Raw genomic sequence first — 23839 nt, 5'->3', positions numbered from 1 at the left:
ATTATCCGCAGGCCTCTGGCCTGCGAATTCAAACATCACCATTCTTGTTTTTTACAGCGGCCGGAGGCCGGGTAATAGTGGTCACTCGGCAGGAGCCGAGCGACTGCGGGGTAAAGACAGGTGCGCCAAGAAGGGGCCTGTCAGTCTGAGCTTGTCGAAGACTCGCGCGCAGAGGCCTGTCCACCATGGTTCGACGGAGCTCACCATGACACCCCATTTTATCCTTGGGCTTTCCCGCTAAAATACGATTACCTGTTGAGTGGTATCTCGAAGAAGAATGTTGATCCTTTTTCCGGCTCGCTATCCAGCCAGAGCTTACCATGATGGCGGGTAATGATCTCTTTACTGATATATAAACCGATGCCGAGCCCCGATATGTGGGAAGCCAGTTCCTCAACCCGGTAAAAACGGGAGAATATACGTTCCTGGTGCTCTTTCAGAATTCCCATGCCATAATCCTGTACGGATACCCTAACTATATGATGCACCACGGAAATGGTCACATTAACCAGTTTTTCGTTGGGCGAGTATTTTATGGCATTGGAAAGCAGGTTAACGATAACCTGTTCTATCCGCTGCTTATCGGCCGAAATGAAGATCTCCTGTTTGGGATGATGTAATACAATCTGGTGCGTTTTGGTTGAATACTGGATGAGTTCGATAGTTTCCTGTACAACCTGCGTAATGTTAAAGTTGCTAAAAGAAAGGGGTAGTTGGCCGGTCTCTATTTTTGAAACATCCAGCAGGTCGGATATCAATTCGGATAGTTTTTTAACCTGTAGCAGCGCCTTTTGTAAAAAGGGTTTATTAAGGTCGGTATCCGGAAGCGTGCGGTTCAATATCTGCAAGTAACCGCTTAAACTGGTTACAGGTGTTTTTAGCTCGTGGCTGGCCAGGCCTATAAACTCTTCTTTTTTATCATTAAGCTTACTTATTTCCTCGTACAGTTTGGTGTTATCCAACGCTATAGCTGCCTGGGTTGCAACACCCGATACCAGTTGTTCATGTTCCCTGGTAAACTTGGCTGGTTCCGGATGCCCATAAAACAAGCCACCTATCACCGAACCCGATTTAGAAACTACCGGCACTGCCAGGTAACTCACCACAGGTAAATGCCCTTGAGGCATACCAAAATGTGGACTATTCTTGCCATATCGCGGATCCTGGGTTATATCATCAGAACGTACTATGCTTTCACCTGTAAAGGTAGGATGAAAAACGGCTGTATTCCGGGGTATCCCAAAACGTTCAAAAGCTTCCCTTGGCGCTCCTGACAGTGCAAACAACGTATAGGATTCACCATCCTCATCAATATTGTTATAAAAAAACGCGCCGAATGCCGCACCGGTTAACCTGGTAGTAGTATCGGTTACTTTTTGCAGGATATCACTCACATCCATCCGCTCCGAAATAACTTTTCCCAAAGCGTTGAGCACTTCCAGGTTTTCCGCGTAACGTAACAGCCTGGCTTCCGTTTCCTTTTGATGGGCGTTGTTCCTGATCACTTTGGCGGCCCCTATCACCCGGCCGTTAGTATCCCGGATGGGCGAAACAGATATAGAAACCGGGATCTCCAACCCAGCCTTGGTAACCCGGAAAGTTACATAATGCTCCACCTTTTTATTCTTGCGGATCCTTTCCAGAATAAGATCTTCTTCCTCCAGACGATCCTCGGGGATAAGCATGGTAATATGCTTCCCGATAACATCCTTTTCGGTATAGCCCAGCAATTTTTCTGCCGCAGGGTTCCAGCTGGTAATAACCCCATCCAGGTTTTTACCGATGATGGCATCATCCGATGATTCGACAATGGCGGCCAGCTTGGCACTTTTTTCTTCGGCCAGTTTGGCCTCGGTTTGGTCAACAATGGTACCTATAAAGCGCTCGGGCTCCTGTTGTTTATTAAAATAGACTTTGCCTTGTGCTCTTAGCCACCTTATCTCGGGCTTATCAAACCTGATGATACGATACGTCATATCATAGCTATGATCGCCAAGTGGATCCATGGCTTTTTTCATAGCCAGCTCCAGGGCATCCCTATCTGCAGGGTAAATATGCTCCGTAAAAAGTTCAAAATTTATTTCGGCTTCGGGCGGTAAGCCATACAGGTGTTTACACTCATCAGACCAGGTAAGTTCGCCGGTTAGCGGCTTATAATCCCATGTACCTAAATTAGCAGAAGCAATGGCCATACGTAACCTGGCCTCGCTTTTTTCGAGTTCGGCTTCACGTTGTTGATACTGTGCAAGCTGCTGCTGTAAATCGGTAAGGCTTTCCATGGTATAGATACAAAACTAAGTTATTGAATTTTGATTTATGCCAATAAAAACCATAAAAATTGATTATTTTATCATTATTTAATAAACTATTTGCTTAATATGAAAGCAACAAGACAAACGACTTAATTAAAGAGCAATATTCTTGATGTCTTTTTATAAAAAAACCCGGCGGTAAAATTCTTACCGCCGGGTTGTTATCCGCTAATAGTTATTATTTATAATCCGGATTTTGGATCAATACCCCGCCGCTCTTGTCAATTTCTGTTTGCGGCAGCGGCCAGTGGTAAAACTTATCTTCAAAATGATAATTGATGAGACTGGTTTTTACCGCGTTAAGTACCGGCCCGGCAATATGCCATCTTAACAGATCATAATGACGCAGACCTTCAAAAGCCAGCTCAATGCGGCGCTCATGCCTGATCCGCTCGCGCATCTGATCTTTGTTGTAACCTGCCGGATATGCAGGCATACCTACACGTGCGCGCAGATCAGCCATGGCTTTGTAAACCGTAGCATCCGGACCGGCAACTTCATTCTGGGCCTCGGCATACATCAGCATCACCTCACCTAAACGTAATATTACGGCGTCTTGCTGGCTCAGGGTCGAGAAGCCATAAGGCATATTATTAGGCTCAAGGAATTTGATGGTACCATAACCCGTAGGGCGCAGGTTTGACGGGTGGTATACCTTACCCGGACCGAAATAAACCGAATCGGCATATACCGTTTTTGCCAGCCTTGGATCGCGATTTTTGAACTGGTTCTTGGTATCGGTTAGCGGCGATGTGCCATATGGCAGGCCATCGGTACATTCAAAAGCATCCACCATGTTTTGCAATGGCGCACAGGCATCATAATCGCCGTAGTACAGATCCCATGGTGTTGTATTATTTGGCGCCAGGAAGTTGATCGAGAAGATGATCTCGGTATTATTCTTTTGTGTAGCATCGCGAAAGATGTCTTCAAAATTTGTGCTCAGCTTATACTGCCCCATCAGGTCGAGGCACAAGTCCCTAACCTGTGCAAGCATAGCCGGATCAGGGGTGCCATTATTACCAAAACCGGCAAATAACAATACCCGTGCCTTTAAAGCTTTTGCCGATGATGCAGCCGCATGCCCGCCATTGGCGTAATAGGCAGCGGTGTTCAAATTAGCGATGCTATAGTCCAGATCTGCGGTAATTTGGGTCAATACCTGGGCCGCAGGCACTTTCGGCTGTTTCTGATTGCTCAGATCAAGCGGCTGCAGTACCAGAGGCACATCGCCATAAATACTGTACAGCTGAAAATAGAAGAAAGCCCTGATAAACCGTACCTCGCCTTCGTACACTTTTCTTTGCGCATCAGAGATGTCTGAGCCTTTGTAGTTACCCAGGTTTTGTAAAAACAGGTTTACCCGTGCAATACCTACATAGCTATCGTTATAAATGCCGGTTTCGTACCCACCTGTAGTGGGGTTAAAGTTACCCTGAACAAAATCTTTGGAGCTGCCGGAGTTAAACTGGTTGTACCCGTTATCGGTAAAACAATCCCTGAAACCCATGCCTACGGCAAATTCTTCGGGCTGCAAAGAAGCGTAAACAGCGGCAAGGGCCTCATCAAAATCGGCTTTTGATTTGTAGAAGGTTGATGTGGCTATCTGATCCGCGGGGTTCAGATCAAGCGTTTTTTTACATGCGCCTAAAAACAGCGATGTAATGAATATAGTGGTTATGATAATTCGATTTTTCATGTGGGGCTAATTATAAAGTAACATTTAAACCAAAGGAGTATATTTTATTTTGCGGATACTGCACCTGGTCGCCGCTGCCATAACGCTCAGGATCAAGCCCCTTAAACTTGGTTATGGTTATTAAATTATCACCGGCAAAATAAACCCTCAGCCTGTTGATCCCGATCTTTTTGGTGATCTGAGCCGGTAGCGTATACCCGAATACCAGGTTTTTAAGTCGTAAATAGGAGGCATCCTGCAGGAAGTAACTTGACCGCCTGCCGATCTTATCCGGTGCACTCTGCCCAAAATAAATACGCGGCATAGTGGTTGACGGATGTTCCGGCGTCCAGGCATTTAACCAGTCGGTGGTTGGCGAAGCACCCTGCACAAACGGAATGGTTCCCCAGCCGGATACGTATGATTTAACACCATAAACCCCTTGCGCCATAGCCGACAGATCAAACCCTTTAAAGCTGGCACCAATATTAAAGGAGTAATTCAGTTTTGGATAAACACCACCAATAATGGTTTTGTCATTCTGGTCAATTTTACCGTCGCCGTTCACATCCTTATATTTCAGATCGCCTGGCAGGGTTGAATCTGAAAACTGCTTTGGTGAGTTAGCCACCTCTGCTGCCGACTGGAATATACCGATCACCTGCAGCATATAGAATGAATTCCATGGCTGCCCGTTTTGGTTGATAGTATAATCGCCAATTTCTGTTTGACCAAACTGTACCAGTTTATTGCGGTTATGGTCAACATTAACACCTACATTATAAGCAAAACCCTTCAGGCCGCCATCTCTGATCACGTTGTTATAAGAAAGGCCAACCTCAATACCGCGGTTATTTACCACCCCATTATTAATAGTAGGGGCTCCCAGGCCAACGGCTGCGGTAACCTGCGCCTGCCTTAAAATATCTGATGTGGTTTTATTATACCAATCGGCTGTTAAGCTTAAATTTTTGAAAATGGTTATATCCAAACCAATATCGGTCATGGTAGTGGTTTCCCATTTAATGGTCGGATTGTTCAGGTTTTGCTGAGCAACGCCTGTTGTAAAGGTGGAGTTATCAAAAGAGTAGTTACCGGTAAAATTCAGCAATGCCTGGTAGGGGTAATTACCCACGTTTTGGTTACCCAATTGGCCCCATGACCCCCTTAGCTTAAAATTATCAAGCCAGGTAAGGTTGAGCGCTTTTACAAACGGCTCTTCGGTAGCGCGCCAGCCCGCCGAGAACGAAGGGAACACCCCCCATTTATTGGCGCCATAGAACCTGGAGCTTCCGTCATAACGGATGTTGCCCTCCAGCAGGTACCGGCCTTTAAAATCATAATCAACACGACCGAAGTACGACATCAAAGCCCATTGGTTTGATGTACCGTAAGCGTTTTGAATGTCTGAGCCGCCGGCGTTCAGTTCCTGCAGGTCAATGTCGGCAAAGTTTTTACGGTAGCCTTGCAGGTACTGGTATTTACTTTGCTCAACGCTGTAACCAAATTGTGCCTTAACGTTATGCCCGTGAAAATTATGCGCATAGTTTAAATAACTGTACAAATTGGTATAAACGGTTTGTTCGTCCTGGTCAGTTAAACCTTTGCCCAGGTCAAGCGATGTTTGCAGTTGGTTGGTCCTGAAATTGTATTCATCAAGGGTGGCTTTAAAATCCTTGTATTTATCCATATTAAAGTTCACCGCACCCTTGGTGTACCATGAAAAATCCTTATTAAACTGTACTTCAAACCAACCCTGTGCATTTACAGCATAATCATTGGTTACTCTTTTGTAGTTCTGATCAAGTACGGCTATCGGGTTTTTATTGTTATACTCAAAATCATAGGCTTTGTAAGTATAACGCCCGCTGCCATCAGTCAGGTACGGACCATATGTAGGCGCCTGTGACATGGCCGAAAGGAAAAGGTCCATAGATGAACCATCCCACTGGCTTGGCGACGAAGGGTTACCGGCTACTGCATCTCTTGTACCCGATTTTAACAACACATTGGTACCAAACTTGATATGGTCGTTAATTTTTGAAGTTAAGTTGATACGGGCATTGTAACGTTTATAATCAAACCCTCGTTCAATGCCTTGCTGGTTTACATAACCCAATGACACGTTATAGGTAGTTTTCTCGTTACCACCGGTAAAGGTAAGGTTATGATTTTGTGTTGGTGCTGTTCTGAATATCAGGCTCAACCAGTCGGTATTCGGGTAGTGCAGCCTGTCGGTACTGTTACGGTACAGGTCGATCTGATCCTGCGGATAAAGCGAACCCGGATCTGTTGTACCACTGTTGATGCGGGCCTGGTTAAACAGTTCCATGTATTGGGCTGAATTGGTTACCAGCTTAAACATTTTGGTAGGGCTGTAAAAACCTACGTTACCATCATAGGTAACCGCCATCTGGCCCGATTTACCTTGTTTGGTAGTGATCAATACCACACCATTGGCAGCTCTTGAACCATATATGGAGGCCGAGGCCGCATCTTTCAGTACGGATACATTGTCGATATCGGTTGGGTTAATGTCGCTGAAATTGCCCGGAACACCATCAATCAGGATCAACGGATCGGAACCCGCGCCGCTAAAAGTGCTGTTACCCCGGATACGGATAGATACGCTCTCGTTACCAGGTTCGCCCGAGCCAACATTGATCGCTACACCGGGAGCCAGGCCCTGAAGCATAGAGGCCGGATTCACTACCGGGCGCTTGTTAAGCGTCTCGCCCGTAACAGATGATACGGCACCGGTAAGGTTCACCTTCTTTTGGGTACCGTAACCTACCACCACAATTTCGCTCAGAGCTGATGTTTGCTCTTTTAAAGCCACATCAATACGGGTTTGGTTGCCCACCGCTATCTCCTGCGAAACAAAGCCGATAAAACTGAACACCAGAACGGCATTATTATCGTTCACCTCTATCTTATAAAAACCGCTCATATCGGTTTGCGCGCCTGTATTTGTACCCTTCACTTTTACGGTAACACCGGGTAGGCCAACACCTTTTTCGTCCTTCACCTGGCCGGTTATCGTAATAACCTGTACCGGTTTGGCCACGGCTGGCTTGGGAGTAACTACGATGGTGTTGTTATTCACCACATAGCTAAATGGCTGGTTCTGGAAGCATTGCTTTAACACGTCGCTCAGGTCGGCGTTTTGCAGGTGCACATTTACCGGCACCGCCTTTTTAAGCAGTTTGGCATTATAAAACACACTGAAGCCGCTTTGCAGGTGAATTTCCTGCAGAGTTTCTGCCAGGGAGGCGTTATTTTTATCAAGGCTGATCTTTTGTGCAAATGATGTGGCTGCGCTCACTTGCAGTATGGTAACCAGGCACAAAAAAAACGACAATTTCATAATCAGAAATAATTTAGATCTAAGGCAGGGCCATTCCCTGCATCTTATTGCAGCAGATTTTTTATACATTTGAATGTTAGGTTAAATAATTGGTTATGAGAAATATGATCATTAATTGCTACCTGACAGCTATTCAAAGCTTTATACCAGGGGCGCTGCGAACGCTCCTGGTTATAAACAGGTAAACATTATAGGTAAGGAAAGTTACTTCATAATGATTACCCTCCTTCCTTCTATCTTATAGTGAATGGAACGGGTAAGTACCATCACATCCAGCAACTCATTTATACTTTTGTACTTGGATATAGTACCACCAAATTCATTCTTTTTCACCTCTTCATCGCGGTATTCCACATCAACATCATACCAGCGGCCTACTTGTTTCATCACTTCGGTGATATTCAGATCATGGAATATAAACAGTCCGTTTTTCCAGGCCATAGTTTGCTGTATATCGGCAGGGCTCACTTTGATGGCAGCTCCGTTAACCGCATTGCCCTGTTGCCCGGGCGCCAGCATTACCGCCGAAGCGCCGCTGCTCATCTGCACCGAACCCTCCAGCAGTGTAGTAGTTACATTATTGTTATCGCCGTAAGCGTTGATATTAAAATGGGTACCAAACACCTGCACCTTTGTGCCATTGGCCTGTACAATAAATGGTTTAGCCTTATTTTTGGCTACCTCAAAATAAGCCTCGCCGCTTAGTTCAACTTCGCGGGTTGCACCGGTAAAGGCCTGCGGAAACTTAATGGACGAAGCCGCGTTGAGCCAAACCCGGGTACCATCTTCCAGTACTACCTGGTACTGCCCGCCCCTTGGTGTGGTGATGGTATTAAACTCGGGCGTTGCAGCCGTATTGTTGTTTGTATTGGTAAAATGATATACCAGCATACCATTCCCGGTTTTACTTACAGTAACCCCGGGTCTGGTTGCCAGCTTGCCGTTTTTGGCATCATCAAGCACAATGCGCGAGCCATTGGCCAAAGTTAAATAGGCTTTATTGCCGCCGGGTAATATAGGCGGCTGAACTTTATTTGTCAGTTTTACAGTACCAGTTTCGTGATTTTTTTTACGCTGGATAAAAAATACCCCCGCGAATAGCACCGCCACAAAAACCGCGGCAACCTGCAGCCAGCGGTATCTGGCCACCTTACGCCGCGGCAATTGAACTACTTTGCGGTTATCGTTTAATCGCTGCCATATACGGGTACGCACATCTTCTTCCCTCACCTGGTCATCATCCCAGCCTTCATCAGCCAATGTCATTTCATCGCGGTATGTATCCAGCAGTTTTTTTTCGTCGGCTGTACATTGTCCGCTCATGTACTTTTCGTACAAAGCAAGGAATTCGTCTTTGGTTATCATTGGGCTACAATAGCAGGTTTATACCTTGTTAGTGTAAATTTTATATAGACACACACATTAATTTTTAATTTTTTTTTCAACCGGCAGTTAATTGTGGATTTATTTGGCTGGCTTTTCCTAATTTTATCCAACCAGTTGTATGCACAATCCCCCGATTAATGACTCTGAGCTGTGGCTTGCCATCCGTAATGATGACGAACAAGCATTTGCCGCACTTTTTGACCGGTACTGGATACGGTTGTATAAAACGGCGCTGCGGTACCTGAAAGACCGCGAAGCCAGCGAAGAAGCGGTGCATGATGTGTTCCTGAATATCTGGAACAGGAGGCATGAGCTCGAGATCGAATCATTTCCCAATTTTTTATTGACCGCCATCCGCTACCAGGTTTATAACCGCATGCGGGCCGTAAAATCGCCGGTTGTTTTAACCATAACCGACGCGGAGATCAGCGAACTATTGGATCATAATGCCGGTGAAAGCCGCATCAAAGACCAGGAGCTATTGCATGAATTGGGGCAATACCTGGAGCAATTACCCAAACGCTGCCAGGAAATTTTCCAGATGAGCCGCATTGACCATCTCTCCAACCAGGAAATAGCCGGCCGGCTGGGTATCTCCAAACGCACAGTCGAAAACCAGATCACCATGGCACTCAAACACCTGCGGGTTTGTTTAAAACACGCGTCGGTTATGATGGCATGGTGGTATATTTTTAAATAGAATTGTCCGATGTATTTGCTGTGAATACTCACGATCGGTGCATCTTTCTACCTCCGCGTCATTGCGAGGAGGAACGACGTGGCAATCCCCGATATGCACAGTGTCCCTGTATGTAGAGGATTGCCACGCTGCGCTCGCAATGACGCGTGAAGGGATAGTACAAAAACAACTGGGCTACCCCATATTCAAAATGCCGAACACGATCCAAATTGCGTCAGGCCTCCAATTTCCAGTTCTTTTCAGCATACAAGCGCTTAATTCTTTTCAACAACCCTTTGATCAAACATCAAAGTACCTAACAGTATCAACGTCCCCAGCATAAGCAGCCATTTAAACTTAAGCATGGCCTGCAAAAATTGGTTTCCGGAATTAAGATCCACTATCGTTAAAATACCATAAACTATACCTAACCCTGCTATGAGGCCTAATAAGGCCAGTAAATTAAAGCGGATATCACTCCGTTTTTTCAGTTTTATTTGGAGCTGACGGCTAACTTTTGAGGCAAAATTGAAGGATAAACCCTGTTCTGGCTCCTTATTCAGCTTTTGAAATAATGACTGATAGCTTTCCATCTGCTGCTTTTCTGAAGCAGATAACATTTCGCCGGATGGCTTTAATTCACTATCCAGCATAGCTTGGATCTGTTCATCGGTCAGCTTTTTCATGATTTAATCTTTAAGATCGTGTTCAACTTTTTCTTTCAATAATTTGCGCGCCCTAAAAAGGTGGCTTTTAACCGTTCCTTCGGGTATGCCGGTGATCTGTTCAATTTCGGGACAGGTAAACTCGTTTAAATGATATAAGGTTAAAACGGTGCGGTATTGCAGCGGCATTTGCGCAATCAGCAGGTTAACATAAGCCGCCGTATCTTTTTTCACCAGTTCAGACTCGGGGCTGTCTTCACTAAAATGATAATGATCTATGTTCTCTGGATAATCGGCCTGCCGGGCTGCCTTGCTTTTTTTAACATGGTCAACAGCGGTTAAATAGGCTATCCGCGCAATCCAGGTGGATAACTTAGATTGAAAACGGAATTTCGGGAGGCTTTGATGTACTTTAATAAAAACTTCCTGGCAAATATCCTCCTTATCCTGCAGGTGCTGCACCAGGCGATTCACTACAAAGAAAACCAGCTTCTCATATTGTTTTACCAATACTTCAAAAGCGTGGAAATCTCCCCTTAATATCCTGGAAACAACTTCCTCTTCATTAAACATATTATAGTAGTCTGCATCGGCCAGTTAACGGTTGCAAAAATTAAAGAAAAATATTTGCAACCGTTCTGTTATTTTTAAAGACTACTGTATCAAAATCATTTAAATTAAAACATCATGAAACAGTTAATGCCCTTTATCGTCGTTATCATATTCTTTATCCTTATTGCCATATTCATACTTGCCCTGTACAACTACCGTTTAAAGAAACGTATTATTGATGCAGGCCCTTTGGATGAGATCGGTCTTAATTTTTTACAGCAGCTATCGGGCTTTGGCACCGAAGCCATGAAATGGGCCATCATCCTGGCAACTACCGGCCTGGGGCTTATCGTTATGCAGTTTATCCCTTACAGCGCCGAAGATTCACCGCTTCCGTACGGGGTTGAAATGCTGTTTGTAGCCGCGGGTTTCTTCCTGTACTATCTTTTCATTCGCAATCACCGCGATAAGCATCCGCTTTAATTCAATCATCAGGGTAGCTCACCCTAAAAAGCATTCCCGGTAAATACTGCAAATTTTAAAGGCTGCTGGTCTTTACGGGGATTGCTTTGTCAAAATTTTTCCATCTCCAAATCTTAATCACCATGACAACTAAACCATATGCCTTTAGCATCATTTTATCGCTTGCTTTCCTGATCATGCAAACCGGCAGCATCCTGGCCCAAACCAACAGTGGCAAATTGATATTAAAAGGAACCCTGTCCGATTCGACCACACACCATAAACTGGCTTTTGTAACGGTAAAACTAAACGACGAAAAAGGTCAAACCATCAGGGCCGGTGTTACCAGGGAGGATGGCTCATTTGCTTTTTCAACGCTGCCACCCGCGGCTTATCATGTGGTAATGGTAGCCATAAGTTACACGCCCAAAACATTGCTGCTTGATCTGCAAAAAGATACAGACCTGGGGTCCATCGGTCTGAAACAACAGGTGAACAGTTTAAAAGAAGTTGCTATAACCGGTACCAGGCCCATTATTAAACAAAAAGCCGACCGGATCATTTACGATCTGCAGGCCGACCCGGAAAGCAAATCCAACAATGTTTTGGGGATGATGCACAAGATCCCCTACATTACCCTGGATGGTCAGGATAACATCCTGTTAAAAGGTAATTCCAGCTTTAAAGTTCTTATCAACGGAAAGCCATCGCCCAGTATCGAAAACAATTTAAACGCCATATTGAAAAGCATGCCTGCATCCACTATTGAAAGAATAGAGGTGATGACCATACCGCCATCAAAATATGATGGCGAAGGCCTGGCGGGCATCATCAATATTATTACCGTAAAAAAACTAAATAACGGATACAGCGGATCACTAAACGCCAATGAAAGCTTCCCTGTTGGCGGCCCTGGCGCGGGGGGATCTTTCACGGCTAAAAGCGGCAAGTTTGTGATAGCTGCTTTTGGCGGCGCAAGCATCGCTAACAATCCTACAACTACTTTTATCAACAACAGGGAAACATTCGGCACAACCCAAACCAGCCTGCTGCAAACCGGAGATCGCCGGTTGAACAATAAAACAGCTTACTTTGGTACCGAAATGAGCTATGAGATCGATTCGCTTCACCTCATCTCGGGACAGTTTAACCTCAATGGTAGTCGTACAAGTAGTCATATGACCCAGGTATCCGGCCTGAACGGAGCCTCCGGGATAAACGAGGCTTACGACCTGCTGAATAATAATAAAGGAACAGGTTATGGCTGGGATGCCGCCCTTAATTACCAGGTTGGTTTTAAAAGGATTAAAAACAGGCTACTGACTTTCTCTTACCAGTATTCCGGTAACCGCAATAACCGCGATGGGGACGTAACCATCACCAACCCGGTAAATTTTAACACACCGGATTATACTCAAACCGACAGGCAAAAATTCAATGAACATACCTTACAGGTTGATTTTGTAACCCCGGTTAAACAGGTAAATATTGAGGCGGGTGTAAAAGGCATCCTGCGTGCCAGTAACAGCAATTTTGGCTACAATAGTTTTAACAGTGCCACAGGGCAGTTTGATGAAGATGCGGCACTATCAAACCAATACACCAACAATCAAAATGTATTCAGCGCCTACAATTCGTACCAGGTTAATTTAAAAAGCTGGAACATCAACGCCGGGTTCCGGGTAGAAGAAACCGTGATCAGGGCCGATTTTATCAGTACCTCCACGGTTGCCAAACAAAATTATTTCAACGTGCTGCCATCCATCGCCATAAGTAAAAATTTCAGCGATCAAACCGCGCTTACCTTTGGATTTTCGCAACGCATCCGCAGGCCGGGTATCAACAGGCTTAACCCTTATATCGACCGCTCCAATCCTAATTTTGAATCAACCGGAAACCCCAACCTGCGCCCCGTATTGCTGAATGATGTGCAGGCAGGTTACAGCAGCGGCAAAAAACTGTCATTAAACATAGGGTTGGATTATTCCTTCATGAACAACCTGGACTTGCAGGTGGCCGACTTTGACCCCACCACACAAATTACACGCACCAGTTATGCTAATACAGGCAAAGCAAGCAGCTTTGGCGGCAACCTGTCCCTTGCCTACCCCGTTAGTAAGCTGTACAATGTAAGCCTGAACGGTAACCTGATGTACCTGTGGTTGCAGGGAACCGCGGATGGCAGTATAGTACGTAACGACAGACTGATGTATTCCTTCTCCCTTTCAAATGGTTTCCGTTTCAATAAAGGATGGGCAGCAAACGTCGACCTGAATGTGGTTAGCCGCAATCCTACTGGCTTGCAAGGCTATTCAAACGGATTTGTAAGTACTTCTTTGAGTGTAAATAAGGAACTCATCAAAAACAAACTGGGCCTTGCCGGCCGGGTGAATAATCCATTCAGGGGTTACAGGAACAATATCACCCACACCTTCGGGCCTGATTTTAACCAGTTATATACCTCCCGCGATTATTACCGCTCATTCGGCATCAGCCTCAATTATAAATTTGGCGGCCTTAACGATGGCGTTAATAAAAGCAGGAGATCTATTGAGAATAATGATGTGGCTAATTAGTATTGTGACATGCCTCACACAGTTTCCCGGTTGCTGTTTGATAGATTTGTGTTGCGATCACAGATGTTGGAAAGAGCATATAGTCCATGAGATGACAGACAAAATAGCACGACGCAGAGCAGACTCACCCGGTCTACGCTTCGCTGGACCACCCTCTCTTCGCCTGCGGCGGAAAGAGGGTAGAGAAAAGAATAAGGGAAAATGAAAGACCCTCTATGCTCGGGGCGGAGAGAGGTGTGACGAGCGCAGCGATGTCGGGGTGAGTCGATACCACGCGTTTGATTTTTACCTCCCGCTCTTTTTCTTTCCAACACCCGAGATCGCAACACAGAAATTAAATTTATTTATAAAACATGAAAGATATAGTTAATGTAACCTACCTGGGCGGGCCCACCATTATCCTGGAAATAGGTGGATTAAGATTGATAACCGACCCAACGCTTGATCCCGCCGGCGAAACATTTATGCTCGGCGATAAACCAGGCTACTGGAAAACTTCGGGGCCGGCCACTACGGAGGTTGGGCATATAGATGCGGTGCTTCTCAGTCATGATCAGCATGGCGATAACCTGGATCATGCAGGTAGGCGGTTATTGGAAGCCGTTGGAAATACATTCACAACAACCATTGGCGCAGAGCGGCTTGGGCCGGATGCTACCGGGCTGGCGCCATGGGAAACCATCCGCTTAAATGATCAGGTTACCATAACCGGCACACCGGCAAGGCACGGACCAGCAGGCAGCGAAAAACTAACGGGAGACGTGACCGGCTTTATTGTAGAGAGCCCCGAACTGCAGATCTATATCACCGGCGACACCGTTTTTTATGAAGGAATCACAGAAATAGCCTCCAGGTACAATCCCCAATACGTTTTCATTTTCGCAGGTGCTGCCAAACCCCGCGGCCCTTTCAACGTAACCATGGGCAGCAACGATGCTATTGACACCGCCTCGGTTTTCCCGAACGCCACCATTATCCCGGTACACTTTGAAGGCTGGTCGCATTACACCGAAGGCGGCGAGGTACTTCAACAATCATTCACCGCCCTGGGTATAGCAGACAGGCTCCGGATTTTAACGCTAGGTGAGAGAACGCAGCTAACGTAAAGTTGGTTATACCCCTCTAAAGATTTCTGGCGCAGACGACTCACCCCGACATCGCTGCGCTTGCCACCCCTCTCTTCGCCTGCGGCGGAAAGAGGGGATAATAACAAAGTTGAGCTGGGTAATCTCCCCAATTTTTCGTATATTTATATCAATCAGCAGCCCGGATGTCATTCAGCAGACATCCGGGCTGTTTGGTTAAGGGAACAACAAGACCACAAACCGACCGTTTGATATCTAGCTCACTTACAGCCAATCATGTAAATCTTTTTAAATCATATAAATCCTGTTTAAAATTTGTTAAAAAGTGTTAAAATGGCGTTAAAATTTAGTTAAAGCGGCCAAAAAGCAAGCGTTTTCACCCCATTTTTGGTTAAGAATTGTTAAAATTTAAGGTTTAAAAAGTTTTTTGAACAGCGCGCAGGACCGACTCTGGTTTTTACAAGTTTTCTACAGAATCAAGGTTGAACTTTAAATCAAAAAAAAGAACCCATGAAAAAATTTGTATCGGCTCTGGCTTTGATGGTGTCCATTGGCCTGCTCCCGCAACTACTGCATGCGCAAACCTATGAGCTGGATAAAACTATCCCCCTGCCTGGCGATGGTGGCTATGATTACCTGTCGATAGATAAGGTTAATAACCGTTTATATGTGTCGCATGGTACGGCTGTGAACGTGATCGATCTGAAAACCGAAAAACCGGCAGGTCTTATCGGCGATATGAAAGGTGTACACGGTATTGCTATCGACAATAAAGCCAACCGCGGCTTTATCAGCGATGGCAAAGCCAACGCCGTGGTGGCATTTGACCTCAAAACGCTGAAGGTTATAGCTACCATACCCCTCACAGACGCCAACGGCCCCGATGCCATTATGTACGATCCCTTTGCCGACCGTGTTTTCAGCTTTAATGGCGAAAGCAATAATTCGTCCGTAGTTGATGCTAATACTTTAAAACAGGTTGGTACAGTTGCCTTAGGCGGCGCACCTGAGTTTGCCGTAGCCGATGGTAAAGGCAAAATTTACAATAACCTGGAAGATAAAAGCAGTTTAAATATCATCGACAGTAAAACCCTCAAAGTGATCAAAAACTATCCGCTTGCGCCATGTGGCGGGCCAACCGGTTTAGCTTTAGATACTGTAAATCAGCGGATATTTACCGTTTGCCGCGAAAATAAAGGGGTAAGCGTAGTGAATATCAATACCGGCAAAGTGGTGACTACCCTTCCTATAGGCGCTGGCGTTGACGCCGTTATTTATGACCCGGAAACCAAGCTCATCTTCTGCTCCTGCGGTGATGGGGTAACTACCATCATCAAACAGCAATCGGCCGATGAGTATAAAGTGATCCAGACCTTGCAAACTGCCTATCGTGCTAAAACCATGGCCCTTGACCCTAAAACGCACAAAATTTATTTAAGCGTGGCCGAGTTTGTAAAGGGGACACGAACCGCTTTGCCTAACACTTTTAAAGTACTGGTTTATAAACTAAAATAAACAGGTTCAAGGCTCGAGAGACGTGGCTCGAGGCTCTAACCTTAAAAAACGAACCCCGGCCCTCGATCCCCGAACCCAAATTATTCGTATTTTTAAAAAAAAAGCTTGAAATTATTGATCATAGAAGATGAGGCAGGCCTGCGGGATAGTATCGAAGCGTACTTTACCGAAGAGGGAAATATCTGCGAAACTGCGCATGATTTTTCTTCGGCCATGTCCAAGGTTAATTTGTACCGGTATGACTGTATTGTGCTGGATATCACCCTGCCCAATGGTAGTGGTCTGGATATATTAAAACACCTGAAAGCCGGACAACAGGCCGATGGCGTTTTGATCATTTCGGCCAAAAACTCATTAGACGACCGCCTAACCGGGCTTGATCTGGGCGCCGATGATTATCTCACCAAACCTTTCCACCTTTCGGAATTGAGGGCGCGGGTTGCGGCTATTGTCCGGCGTAAAGCATTTAATGGCAACAATATCCTTACACTCAATGAGATCTTTATCGACCTAACGGCCAAAGAAGTAAAGATCAACCAAACAGCGGTTAAATTTACCCGCAAGGAGTATAGCTTACTCTTATATTTTATAGCCAATAAAGGCAAGGTGGTTTCAAAAAGCGCCATTGCCGAACATCTTTGGGGCGACAGCATAGACATTGCCGACAACTTTGATTTTATTTATTCGCACATCAAAAACATCCGCAAAAAAATGGTGGAGGCAGGTGGTAAGGATTATATCCAGGCCGCCTACGGCATGGGCTACAAGTTTACCGATGCATGAAGCTGCTTGACAAATATAACCGCATCAACATCAGCGTAACCGTAATTATTATGCTGGTTACGGGTGTTATCTATTACTTCACTATCCATGCCATACTTACCCACCAGGTTGATAAAGCTTTACTGGTAGAAGAGCGTGAGGTATTTGATTACGTTCAGCTTAACCATCACTTGCCGCAGGTGTTCAGGACCAACCACCAGGAGATCATCTTTACACCCGCTAACGGTCCGGTTCAAAGAAAATTTATTGATACCTCCTATCGTGATACCAAAGATCAGGACATGGAGCCGGCCCGTGCCATTATCACATCGGTAACCGTGGGTTCGCAGCTATACAAGATCACCGTAATACAATCAACAGTAGAAACCGAGGATCTGATAGGTGATGTTTTCCTGATCACCATTATACTTATTGTTGTTTTGGTGATAGCACTGTTTTTATCAAACCGATTGATATTACGACGCATTTGGCAGCCTTTTTATACCATACTTAATCAGCTTAAAGTATTTAACCTGGCCGAGGATAAGGCCGTTGCCTCCGTACCCTCAACTATTGATGAATTTACAGAACTTGACCAAGCAGTAGGCATCATGGCCACCAAAGCCAAGGATGATTATCTTAACCTGAAAGCATTTACAGAAAATGCCGCTCATGAGCTGATGACGCCCATATCCGTCATCAATTCCAAACTGGATACGCTGGTACAAACCGGGCAATTCTCCGATTCGCAAAGCCAGTTGCTTAATGATATCTATAATACGGTAGCCCGCTTAACCCGGCTTAACAAATCCATGCTGTTACTCACCAAAATTGAGAATGGCCTGATACATGACCAGCAAAACATTAATCTGAAAGAGTTACTGAGCACGAGTTTTTGGCAATATGAAGAATTGCTTGGCAGCCTGAATATCAAACTAACAACCCAGCTTGACGACTGTGAAGTACAGGCCAGTCCGCTGTTAATGGAAGTATTGATAAACAACCTGATCAGTAATGCCATCAGGCATAACCTGCCAGGCGGCTCAATCACTGTCTCGCTCGATCAGCAACAGTTACAGATCAGCAATAGCGGGAAAGATGGAGAGATTGATATTGAGCGTGTCTTTAAACGGTTCCAAAAATCTTCGGCTTCTGAGGGCATCGGGCTTGGTCTTACCATTTGCCGGCAGATCTGCAATAATTATGGGTTCAATCTGCAATACCAGTTTAGCCAAAATACCCACCATTTTACCATAAGCTTTGCCGTTACAGAATAATTCCAGAATTGATATTTAGCTTAGTAACATCCAAAAAATGGAATTGTATTGAAACTTTTAAAGATTAATTATAAAGCTTAGATTTAGACTATCGGTCGCTAAGCCTAACCCCATCTGCGTAACCGGTATGGGCCCATTGTAACTTATGAAACATCTGCTCGTATCACTTCTATGTTTACTGATGAGTTCTTTTTGCTTCGCGCAGCAAAAAACACTGGACGACTACTTACAGGTAGCCGTAAAGAATAGCCCGCTGTTAAAGGACCTCAACAACCAGATATTATCGGCACAACTGGATAGCGTCCGGATAAAGGCCGGCTTAAAACCCCAGGTAAGCGCGGGAAGCGCGGGTCTGTATGCCCCGGTTATTCGTGGCTATGGCTATTCGCAGGCCATTACCAATGGGCAAACGCTTGATGCTTTATTATCTGTCAATAAATCCTTCATCAGCAATGGTTATCTGAAGGCGCAATATGCTGGTATCGGCCTTCAGCGCGATTCTTTGCGCAATAATATTAAACTCTCTGAGCAGGATCTGCGCCGTACCATTGCCGCGCAATATATAGCCGCTTATGGGAGTTTGCAACAGGTAAAGTTTAATAAAGAAGTGGTAACCCTGTTGAGCGGTGAAGAAGACTTGCTCAAAAAACTCACCCGGAATAATGTGTACCATCAAAGTGATTACCTCACCTTCCTGGTTACTTTAAAACAGGCACAATTACAACTTTCGCAGGCCACGCTACAGTATAAAACAGATTTTGCGACGCTGAATTACCTTACCGGTATTACAGATACTACCGTTGCTGAACTACAAAAACCGGCACTGCAAAGAGCGATCAATGCCGACAAAACCAACAGCATATTTTTCAGGCAATACGCACTTGACAGCTTACGGCTGCTCAATACCCGCAAACTCATCGATTACACCTACAAACCCCAGGTAAAAGCCTTTGCCGATGGTGGTTATAACTCCGATCTGACCGCCCTTTATTATAAACATTTTGGTACCAGTATTGGCTTTAGCCTTACTGTACCTATTTACGATGGCGGTCAGCGTAAGCTATCATACAAAAAACTATCGCTGGAAGAAGAATCCCGCAAAAACTATAAGAGCTTTTTTGCCCAGCAATATAGTCAGCAGATCATCCAGCTGAACCAGCAGATAGATGGCTATGATACGCTGATAGCAGATATCAACAACCAGTTCAAATACTCCGAAACTTTAATCAAAGTAGATACTCAACTGTTACAAACCGGCGATCTGCGGATGGCTGATCTGATACTGGCTATCAATAATTATCTCAGCATCCGTAACCTGCTAACGCAAAATACCATCAGCAGATTGCTGCTCATTAACCAACTCAACTACTGGAACCGATAATATGAAGACTTTATCATCGCCATATTTTAAATTTTTAACCTTCGCGTGCGCGTGCCTGATATTAACCATATCGGCATGTAACCATGATACCGCTGCCGCAGACGATGCCCCTGTACAATCACAAACACCGGTTACGGTAACTTCCATCAGTAATGGCACCATGGCCGATTCTATCACGCTCAACGCCACTTCATCGTTCATGCAGAAGAGCTATGTAAAAGCCAACGCCATAGGCTATATACAACGCGTATATGTAAAGCCCGGGCAATATGTAAGCGCGGGCCAATTGCTGTTCACTATAAAAACCAAAGAGGCGCAAAGCATTGGCAATACCATCAATGTGCTGGATACGACCTTTAAGTTTTCGGGCGTAAATCGGATCAAAGCATCAAGCAGCGGCTACATAACTCAACTGCTGCACCAGGTTGGCGACTATGTACAAGATGGTGAACAATTGGCCGCCATAAGTGATAAAGAAAGTTTTGCCTTTGTGATGCAGCTGCCTTACGAACTTCAAAGCACACTGCACAACAACCAGGATATTACACTTACTTTACCCGGTGGACACACGCTCAACGGTCGTGTAGCCTCAGTTTTACCTTCGGTTGATACCTTGTCGCAAACACAGGGTGTGGTGATCAGGGTAAACAGCGCCGATCCTATCCCCGAAAACCTGGTGGCCCGGGCGCATATCATTAAATCGGCAAAAAGTAATGTACCCTCGCTACCCAAATCGGCTGTGTTAGCTAATGAAACACAAACCGATTTCTGGGTGATGAAACTCATTAATGATACCACCGCCATCAAAGTGGCAGTACAAAAGGGAATTGAAACAGGCACCCAGGTAGAGATACTTTCGCCAAAGTTTGGCCCGGCGGATAAAATTGTGGTTACCGGTAATTATGGATTGGCTGATACTGCCAAAGTGAAAATTGTGAAGCCATGAAAAACCTGAATAACTTTTTCATCACGCATAAAAAACCTATCAGTTTGATGTTGTTCATCATATTGCTGGGTGGCGGTTTTGCCTATTCGCGCTTACAAACTTCCTTGTTCCCGGAAATCACTTTTCCTAAGATCAAGATCATAGCCGATGCCGGTTTGCAGCCGGTAAACAAAATGATGATCACGGTGACTAAACCACTGGAAAACGCCGTAAAGCAGGTGCCTAATCTGCAATATGTACGGAGCACTACCAGCCGCGGAAGCTGCGAAATATCAGCCTTCATGAACTGGAATGCGGATATCGACCTGAGTCAGCAACAGATCCAATCGCGTATAGATCAGATCAAGAATGACCTCCCGCCGGATGTGAATATCAGCGTCGAGAAAATGAATCCCTCTATCCTGCCGGTAAGCGGGTATACGCTGGAGAGCCATAGTAAATCGCCCATTGAGTTAAAACAGCTGGCCACCTATACGGTAAAACCATTTCTGTCGCAAGTGGATGGCGTGTCCGAGATCAGGGTTATCGGCGGTAAAACCAAAGAATATTGGCTGGTGCTGAACGCCCAAAAGATGAGCTCATTGGGCCTTACGCCAGACATCATAACCAATACGATGGCGCAAACAGGTTTTATTAAATCAGAAGGCTATCTGTCGGATTATAAAATGCTGTATCTAACCGTGACCGACGCATCCGTAAATACCAGCAAACAACTGGAAAACATGGTGATCAGCAATAACCGGAAACGGGTAATTCAGCTTAAAGATATCGGCAGCATACAGATCAATCCCGGTATTGAGTATACCAATGTAAACGCCAATGGTCATGAGGGTGTTCTGATCGCAGTGATCAAACAGCCCAATGCTAATTTGATCGACCTCTCTGATGCCATGACCCAAAAGGTTGCCGATCTGCAGAAGATCCTTCCGGCCGGCGTTACCATCAAACCATACTATGTTCAAGCCGATTTTGTAAATGCCTCTGTAAAAAGCGTAGGCGACAGTTTATGGGTGGGGCTGGCGCTCGCTATTATTGTAGCTATTATTTTTTTATGGTCGATAAAAGCCAGCGCCACTATTCTGATCACCATCCCGGTTACGCTTTGCCTCACCCTGATTGTTCTGTACGCCTTGGGTTATACCTTTAATATCATGACGCTGGGCGCCATAGCAGCAGCCATAGGTTTGATCATTGACGATGCCATTGTGGTTGTAGAGCAGATCCACCGCACGCATGAGGAACATCCGGAAGAGCCAACCCTTACCCTACTACAACGGGCGGTTGATTATCTTTTCCCGGCCATGGTTGGTTCGTCCATCAGTACCATCGTTATTTTTATTCCGTTCATCATGATGAGTGGTGTTGCCGGTGCCTATTTTAAGGTAATGACCGACACGATGATCATCACCTTGGTTTGCTCCTTTTTTGTAACCTGGATAGGCTTACCAGTCATATACCTGTTGCTTACCCGCAACCACCAAACCAACAGTGTACAGGTAAAAGAAGCGCATGGGGTAAAACAGCAGCGCTGGGTATCGTTTTTCATTCTCCGTCCTTATTTAAGCATCATTATGATGCTGGCGCTTGCTGCCGTCATTATTTTTATTCCTGCCGGCTTAAAAACGGGCTTTTTACCAGACATGGATGAGGGCAGCATTGTACTGGATTACACTTCGCCGCCAGGAACATCGCTTGAGGAAACCGACCGAATGTTGCGCGACATCGAGAAGATCATCATCAAAGAACCCGAAGTGGCTGCCTATTCACGCAGAACGGGTACACAAATGGGTTTCTTTATAACCGAGCCCAACACCGGCGATTACCTGATACAGCTTAAAAAAGGTCACGATAAAACTACCGAAGAAGTGATCAGTGATCTGCGCCAGAAGATCGAATCGACCCAGCCTGCCCTAAGGGTAGATTTTGGACAGGTGATTGGTGATATGTTAGGCGACCTGATGACATCTACCCAGCCCATCGAGATCAAAGTTTTTGGCGACGACCAGGTTAAACTGCAACAGCTATCCAAACAAATAGCCGCCGCTGTAACCAATGTAAAAGGCACAGCCGATGTATTTGATGGCATTGTGGTTGCCGGGCCATCGGTAAACATTATACCCGATTATACCATGCTGGCGCAGTACAATTTGACGCCGGCCAATCTGCAAACGCAGGTACAATCCGCATTACAGGGTAATGTGATAGGTAGTTTGTTTGAGAAAGAACAACAATCACCCATCCGCATGGTTTATCCCGGTAATCGCTCTTTAGATGTGGCCAGCCTTAAAAAACTAACCGTGTTTTTACCCAATGGCAAACCATTGCCTATCAGTCAGCTGGCCAATGTGGAATTAAGAACGGGCGACGCGGAGGTACAACGCGAAAACCTGCAGGCCATGGGTGTTATCAGTGCCCGGCTGGATAATGTAGATCTTGGTTCGGTTATGCCGGCCATCAAAAAAAATATCAGCGCCATCAATCTGCCCACCGGATACCATGTGGAATATGGGGGTGCTTATGCCGAGCAGCAACAATCATTCAAGGAGCTGTTGATCATCCTGATTACTTCAAGCCTGTTGGTTTTTGGTGTGATCCTTTTCCTGTTTAAACAGTTCCGCATCGCGCTGCTCATCCTGGTAGTGGCGGTATTGGGTATCGGCGGTAGTTTCCTGGCCTTATGGTTAACGCAAACGCCATTGAACGTGGGTAGCTATACCGGCCTCATCATGATTGTGGGTATCATCGGCGAAAATGCCATATTTACTTTCTGGCAGTTCAGGGAAAGTACCCGGCATAAAAATATCAACGAGGCTATTATCTATTCTATCTCTACCCGTTTAAGGCCCAAATTAATGACCGCACTTGGGGCCATTATTGCCTTGTTGCCATTGGCATTGGGCATCGGTGCCGGCGCGCAACTTCATCAGCCATTGGCTATCGCGGTTATCGGTGGATTTCTGGCAGCATTGCCTTTGTTGTTAATCGTACTGCCCAGTATGTTATGGTTGCTTTATCGTAATCATACATTTGTGCATAGGCCGGTAACTACGTAGCTTGAGCGTAATTAAAGCCGGGTCGCAGAATTAACTCACCCGATCTACGCTGTTAATACACGCGTCATTGCGAGGAGGAACGACGTGGCAATCCCCAATGTGCAGAGCCACTCTGTGTAGTTAGGGATTGCCACGCTATCGCC

General features: G+C 45.5%; 16 protein-coding genes. 10 read left to right on the top strand and 6 right to left on the bottom strand.

Translation table 11 applies throughout. The annotated features are described in order from the left end of the window. Nucleotides 1–248: 248 nt before the first annotated feature. The 4 genes from ACTJKG_RS26225 to ACTJKG_RS26210 all read right to left on the bottom strand — a co-directional run bounded on the left by ACTJKG_RS26225 (nt 249) and on the right by ACTJKG_RS26210 (nt 8722). Nucleotides 249–2279 carry a PAS domain S-box protein gene (locus ACTJKG_RS26225; RefSeq protein ID WP_440740846.1) on the bottom strand — a complete coding sequence of 677 codons (2031 nt, stop codon included), beginning with the start codon at nt 2277–2279 and terminating at the stop codon, nt 249–251. A gap of 211 nt (nt 2280–2490) precedes the next feature. Next, on the bottom strand, nt 2491–4011 hold the full coding sequence (locus tag ACTJKG_RS26220; RefSeq protein WP_172338280.1) for a RagB/SusD family nutrient uptake outer membrane protein: 1521 nt from the start codon (nt 4009–4011) through the stop codon (nt 2491–2493). Nucleotides 4012–4021: 10 nt separating this feature from the next. Further along, nucleotides 4022–7357 (bottom strand): TonB-dependent receptor, encoded by a 3336-nt coding sequence (locus ACTJKG_RS26215; protein ID WP_440740845.1) that lies wholly within the window; start codon nt 7355–7357, stop codon nt 4022–4024. A 204-nt stretch (nt 7358–7561) separates the two neighbouring features. Continuing rightward, complete coding sequence (locus ACTJKG_RS26210; RefSeq protein ID WP_440740844.1) at nt 7562–8722, bottom strand: FecR domain-containing protein; 1161 nt, start codon at nt 8720–8722, stop codon at nt 7562–7564. Between the two features lie 139 nt (nt 8723–8861). Between ACTJKG_RS26210 and ACTJKG_RS26205 the strand changes: the two genes are divergently transcribed. Continuing rightward, on the top strand, nt 8862–9443 hold the full coding sequence (locus tag ACTJKG_RS26205; RefSeq protein WP_440740843.1) for an RNA polymerase sigma factor: 582 nt from the start codon (nt 8862–8864) through the stop codon (nt 9441–9443). A gap of 254 nt (nt 9444–9697) precedes the next feature. Here ACTJKG_RS26205 and ACTJKG_RS26200 read toward each other — a convergent pair whose 3' ends face one another. Both ACTJKG_RS26200 and ACTJKG_RS26195 read right to left on the bottom strand, forming a co-directional pair. Then, nucleotides 9698–10108, bottom strand: coding sequence for a hypothetical protein (locus ACTJKG_RS26200; protein ID WP_440740842.1), 411 nt, complete (start codon nt 10106–10108; stop codon nt 9698–9700). Between the two features lie 3 nt (nt 10109–10111). Continuing rightward, nucleotides 10112–10660, bottom strand: coding sequence for an RNA polymerase sigma factor (locus ACTJKG_RS26195; RefSeq protein ID WP_440740841.1), 549 nt, complete (start codon nt 10658–10660; stop codon nt 10112–10114). A gap of 114 nt (nt 10661–10774) precedes the next feature. Here ACTJKG_RS26195 and ACTJKG_RS26190 point away from each other — a divergent pair, with 114 nt between their 5' ends. From ACTJKG_RS26190 to ACTJKG_RS26150, 9 genes are all read left to right on the top strand, one after another. Continuing rightward, nucleotides 10775–11122, top strand: a complete 348-nt coding sequence (locus ACTJKG_RS26190; RefSeq protein ID WP_440740840.1) for a hypothetical protein — start codon at nt 10775–10777, stop codon at nt 11120–11122. Between the two features lie 122 nt (nt 11123–11244). After that, the gene (locus tag ACTJKG_RS26185; RefSeq protein ID WP_440740839.1) at nt 11245–13677 is read left to right on the top strand and encodes a TonB-dependent receptor domain-containing protein; all 2433 of its coding nucleotides are present in this window, start codon (nt 11245–11247) and stop codon (nt 13675–13677) included. 353 nt (nt 13678–14030) lie between these two features. Beyond that, nucleotides 14031–14783, top strand: coding sequence for an MBL fold metallo-hydrolase (locus ACTJKG_RS26180; protein WP_440740838.1), 753 nt, complete (start codon nt 14031–14033; stop codon nt 14781–14783). A gap of 489 nt (nt 14784–15272) precedes the next feature. Further along, nucleotides 15273–16277: a YncE family protein gene (locus ACTJKG_RS26175; protein ID WP_440740837.1), complete on the top strand. Its 1005-nt coding sequence runs from the start codon at nt 15273–15275 to the stop codon at nt 16275–16277. 105 nt (nt 16278–16382) lie between these two features. After that, nucleotides 16383–17060: a response regulator transcription factor gene (locus ACTJKG_RS26170; RefSeq protein ID WP_172338290.1), complete on the top strand. Its 678-nt coding sequence runs from the start codon at nt 16383–16385 to the stop codon at nt 17058–17060. Further along, nucleotides 17057–18316, top strand: coding sequence for a sensor histidine kinase (locus ACTJKG_RS26165; RefSeq protein ID WP_440740836.1), 1260 nt, complete (start codon nt 17057–17059; stop codon nt 18314–18316). Before ACTJKG_RS26170 ends, ACTJKG_RS26165 begins: the two co-directional genes overlap by 4 nt. 181 nt (nt 18317–18497) lie before the next feature. Then, nucleotides 18498–19697 carry a TolC family protein gene (locus tag ACTJKG_RS26160; protein ID WP_440740835.1) on the top strand — a complete coding sequence of 400 codons (1200 nt, stop codon included), beginning with the start codon at nt 18498–18500 and terminating at the stop codon, nt 19695–19697. A gap of 1 nt (nt 19698) precedes the next feature. Beyond that, nucleotides 19699–20643 (top strand): HlyD family efflux transporter periplasmic adaptor subunit, encoded by a 945-nt coding sequence (locus tag ACTJKG_RS26155; RefSeq protein WP_440740834.1) that lies wholly within the window; start codon nt 19699–19701, stop codon nt 20641–20643. Beyond that, nucleotides 20640–23696 carry an efflux RND transporter permease subunit gene (locus ACTJKG_RS26150; protein WP_440740833.1) on the top strand — a complete coding sequence of 1019 codons (3057 nt, stop codon included), beginning with the start codon at nt 20640–20642 and terminating at the stop codon, nt 23694–23696. Before ACTJKG_RS26155 ends, ACTJKG_RS26150 begins: the two co-directional genes overlap by 4 nt. The last annotated feature ends 143 nt before the right edge of the window (nt 23697–23839 follow it).

Source organism: Mucilaginibacter sp. 22184 (assembly GCF_052045695.1).
Lineage (GTDB): Bacteria > Bacteroidota > Bacteroidia > Sphingobacteriales > Sphingobacteriaceae > Mucilaginibacter.
This window is presented reverse-complemented; position numbering and strand designations above follow the sequence as displayed.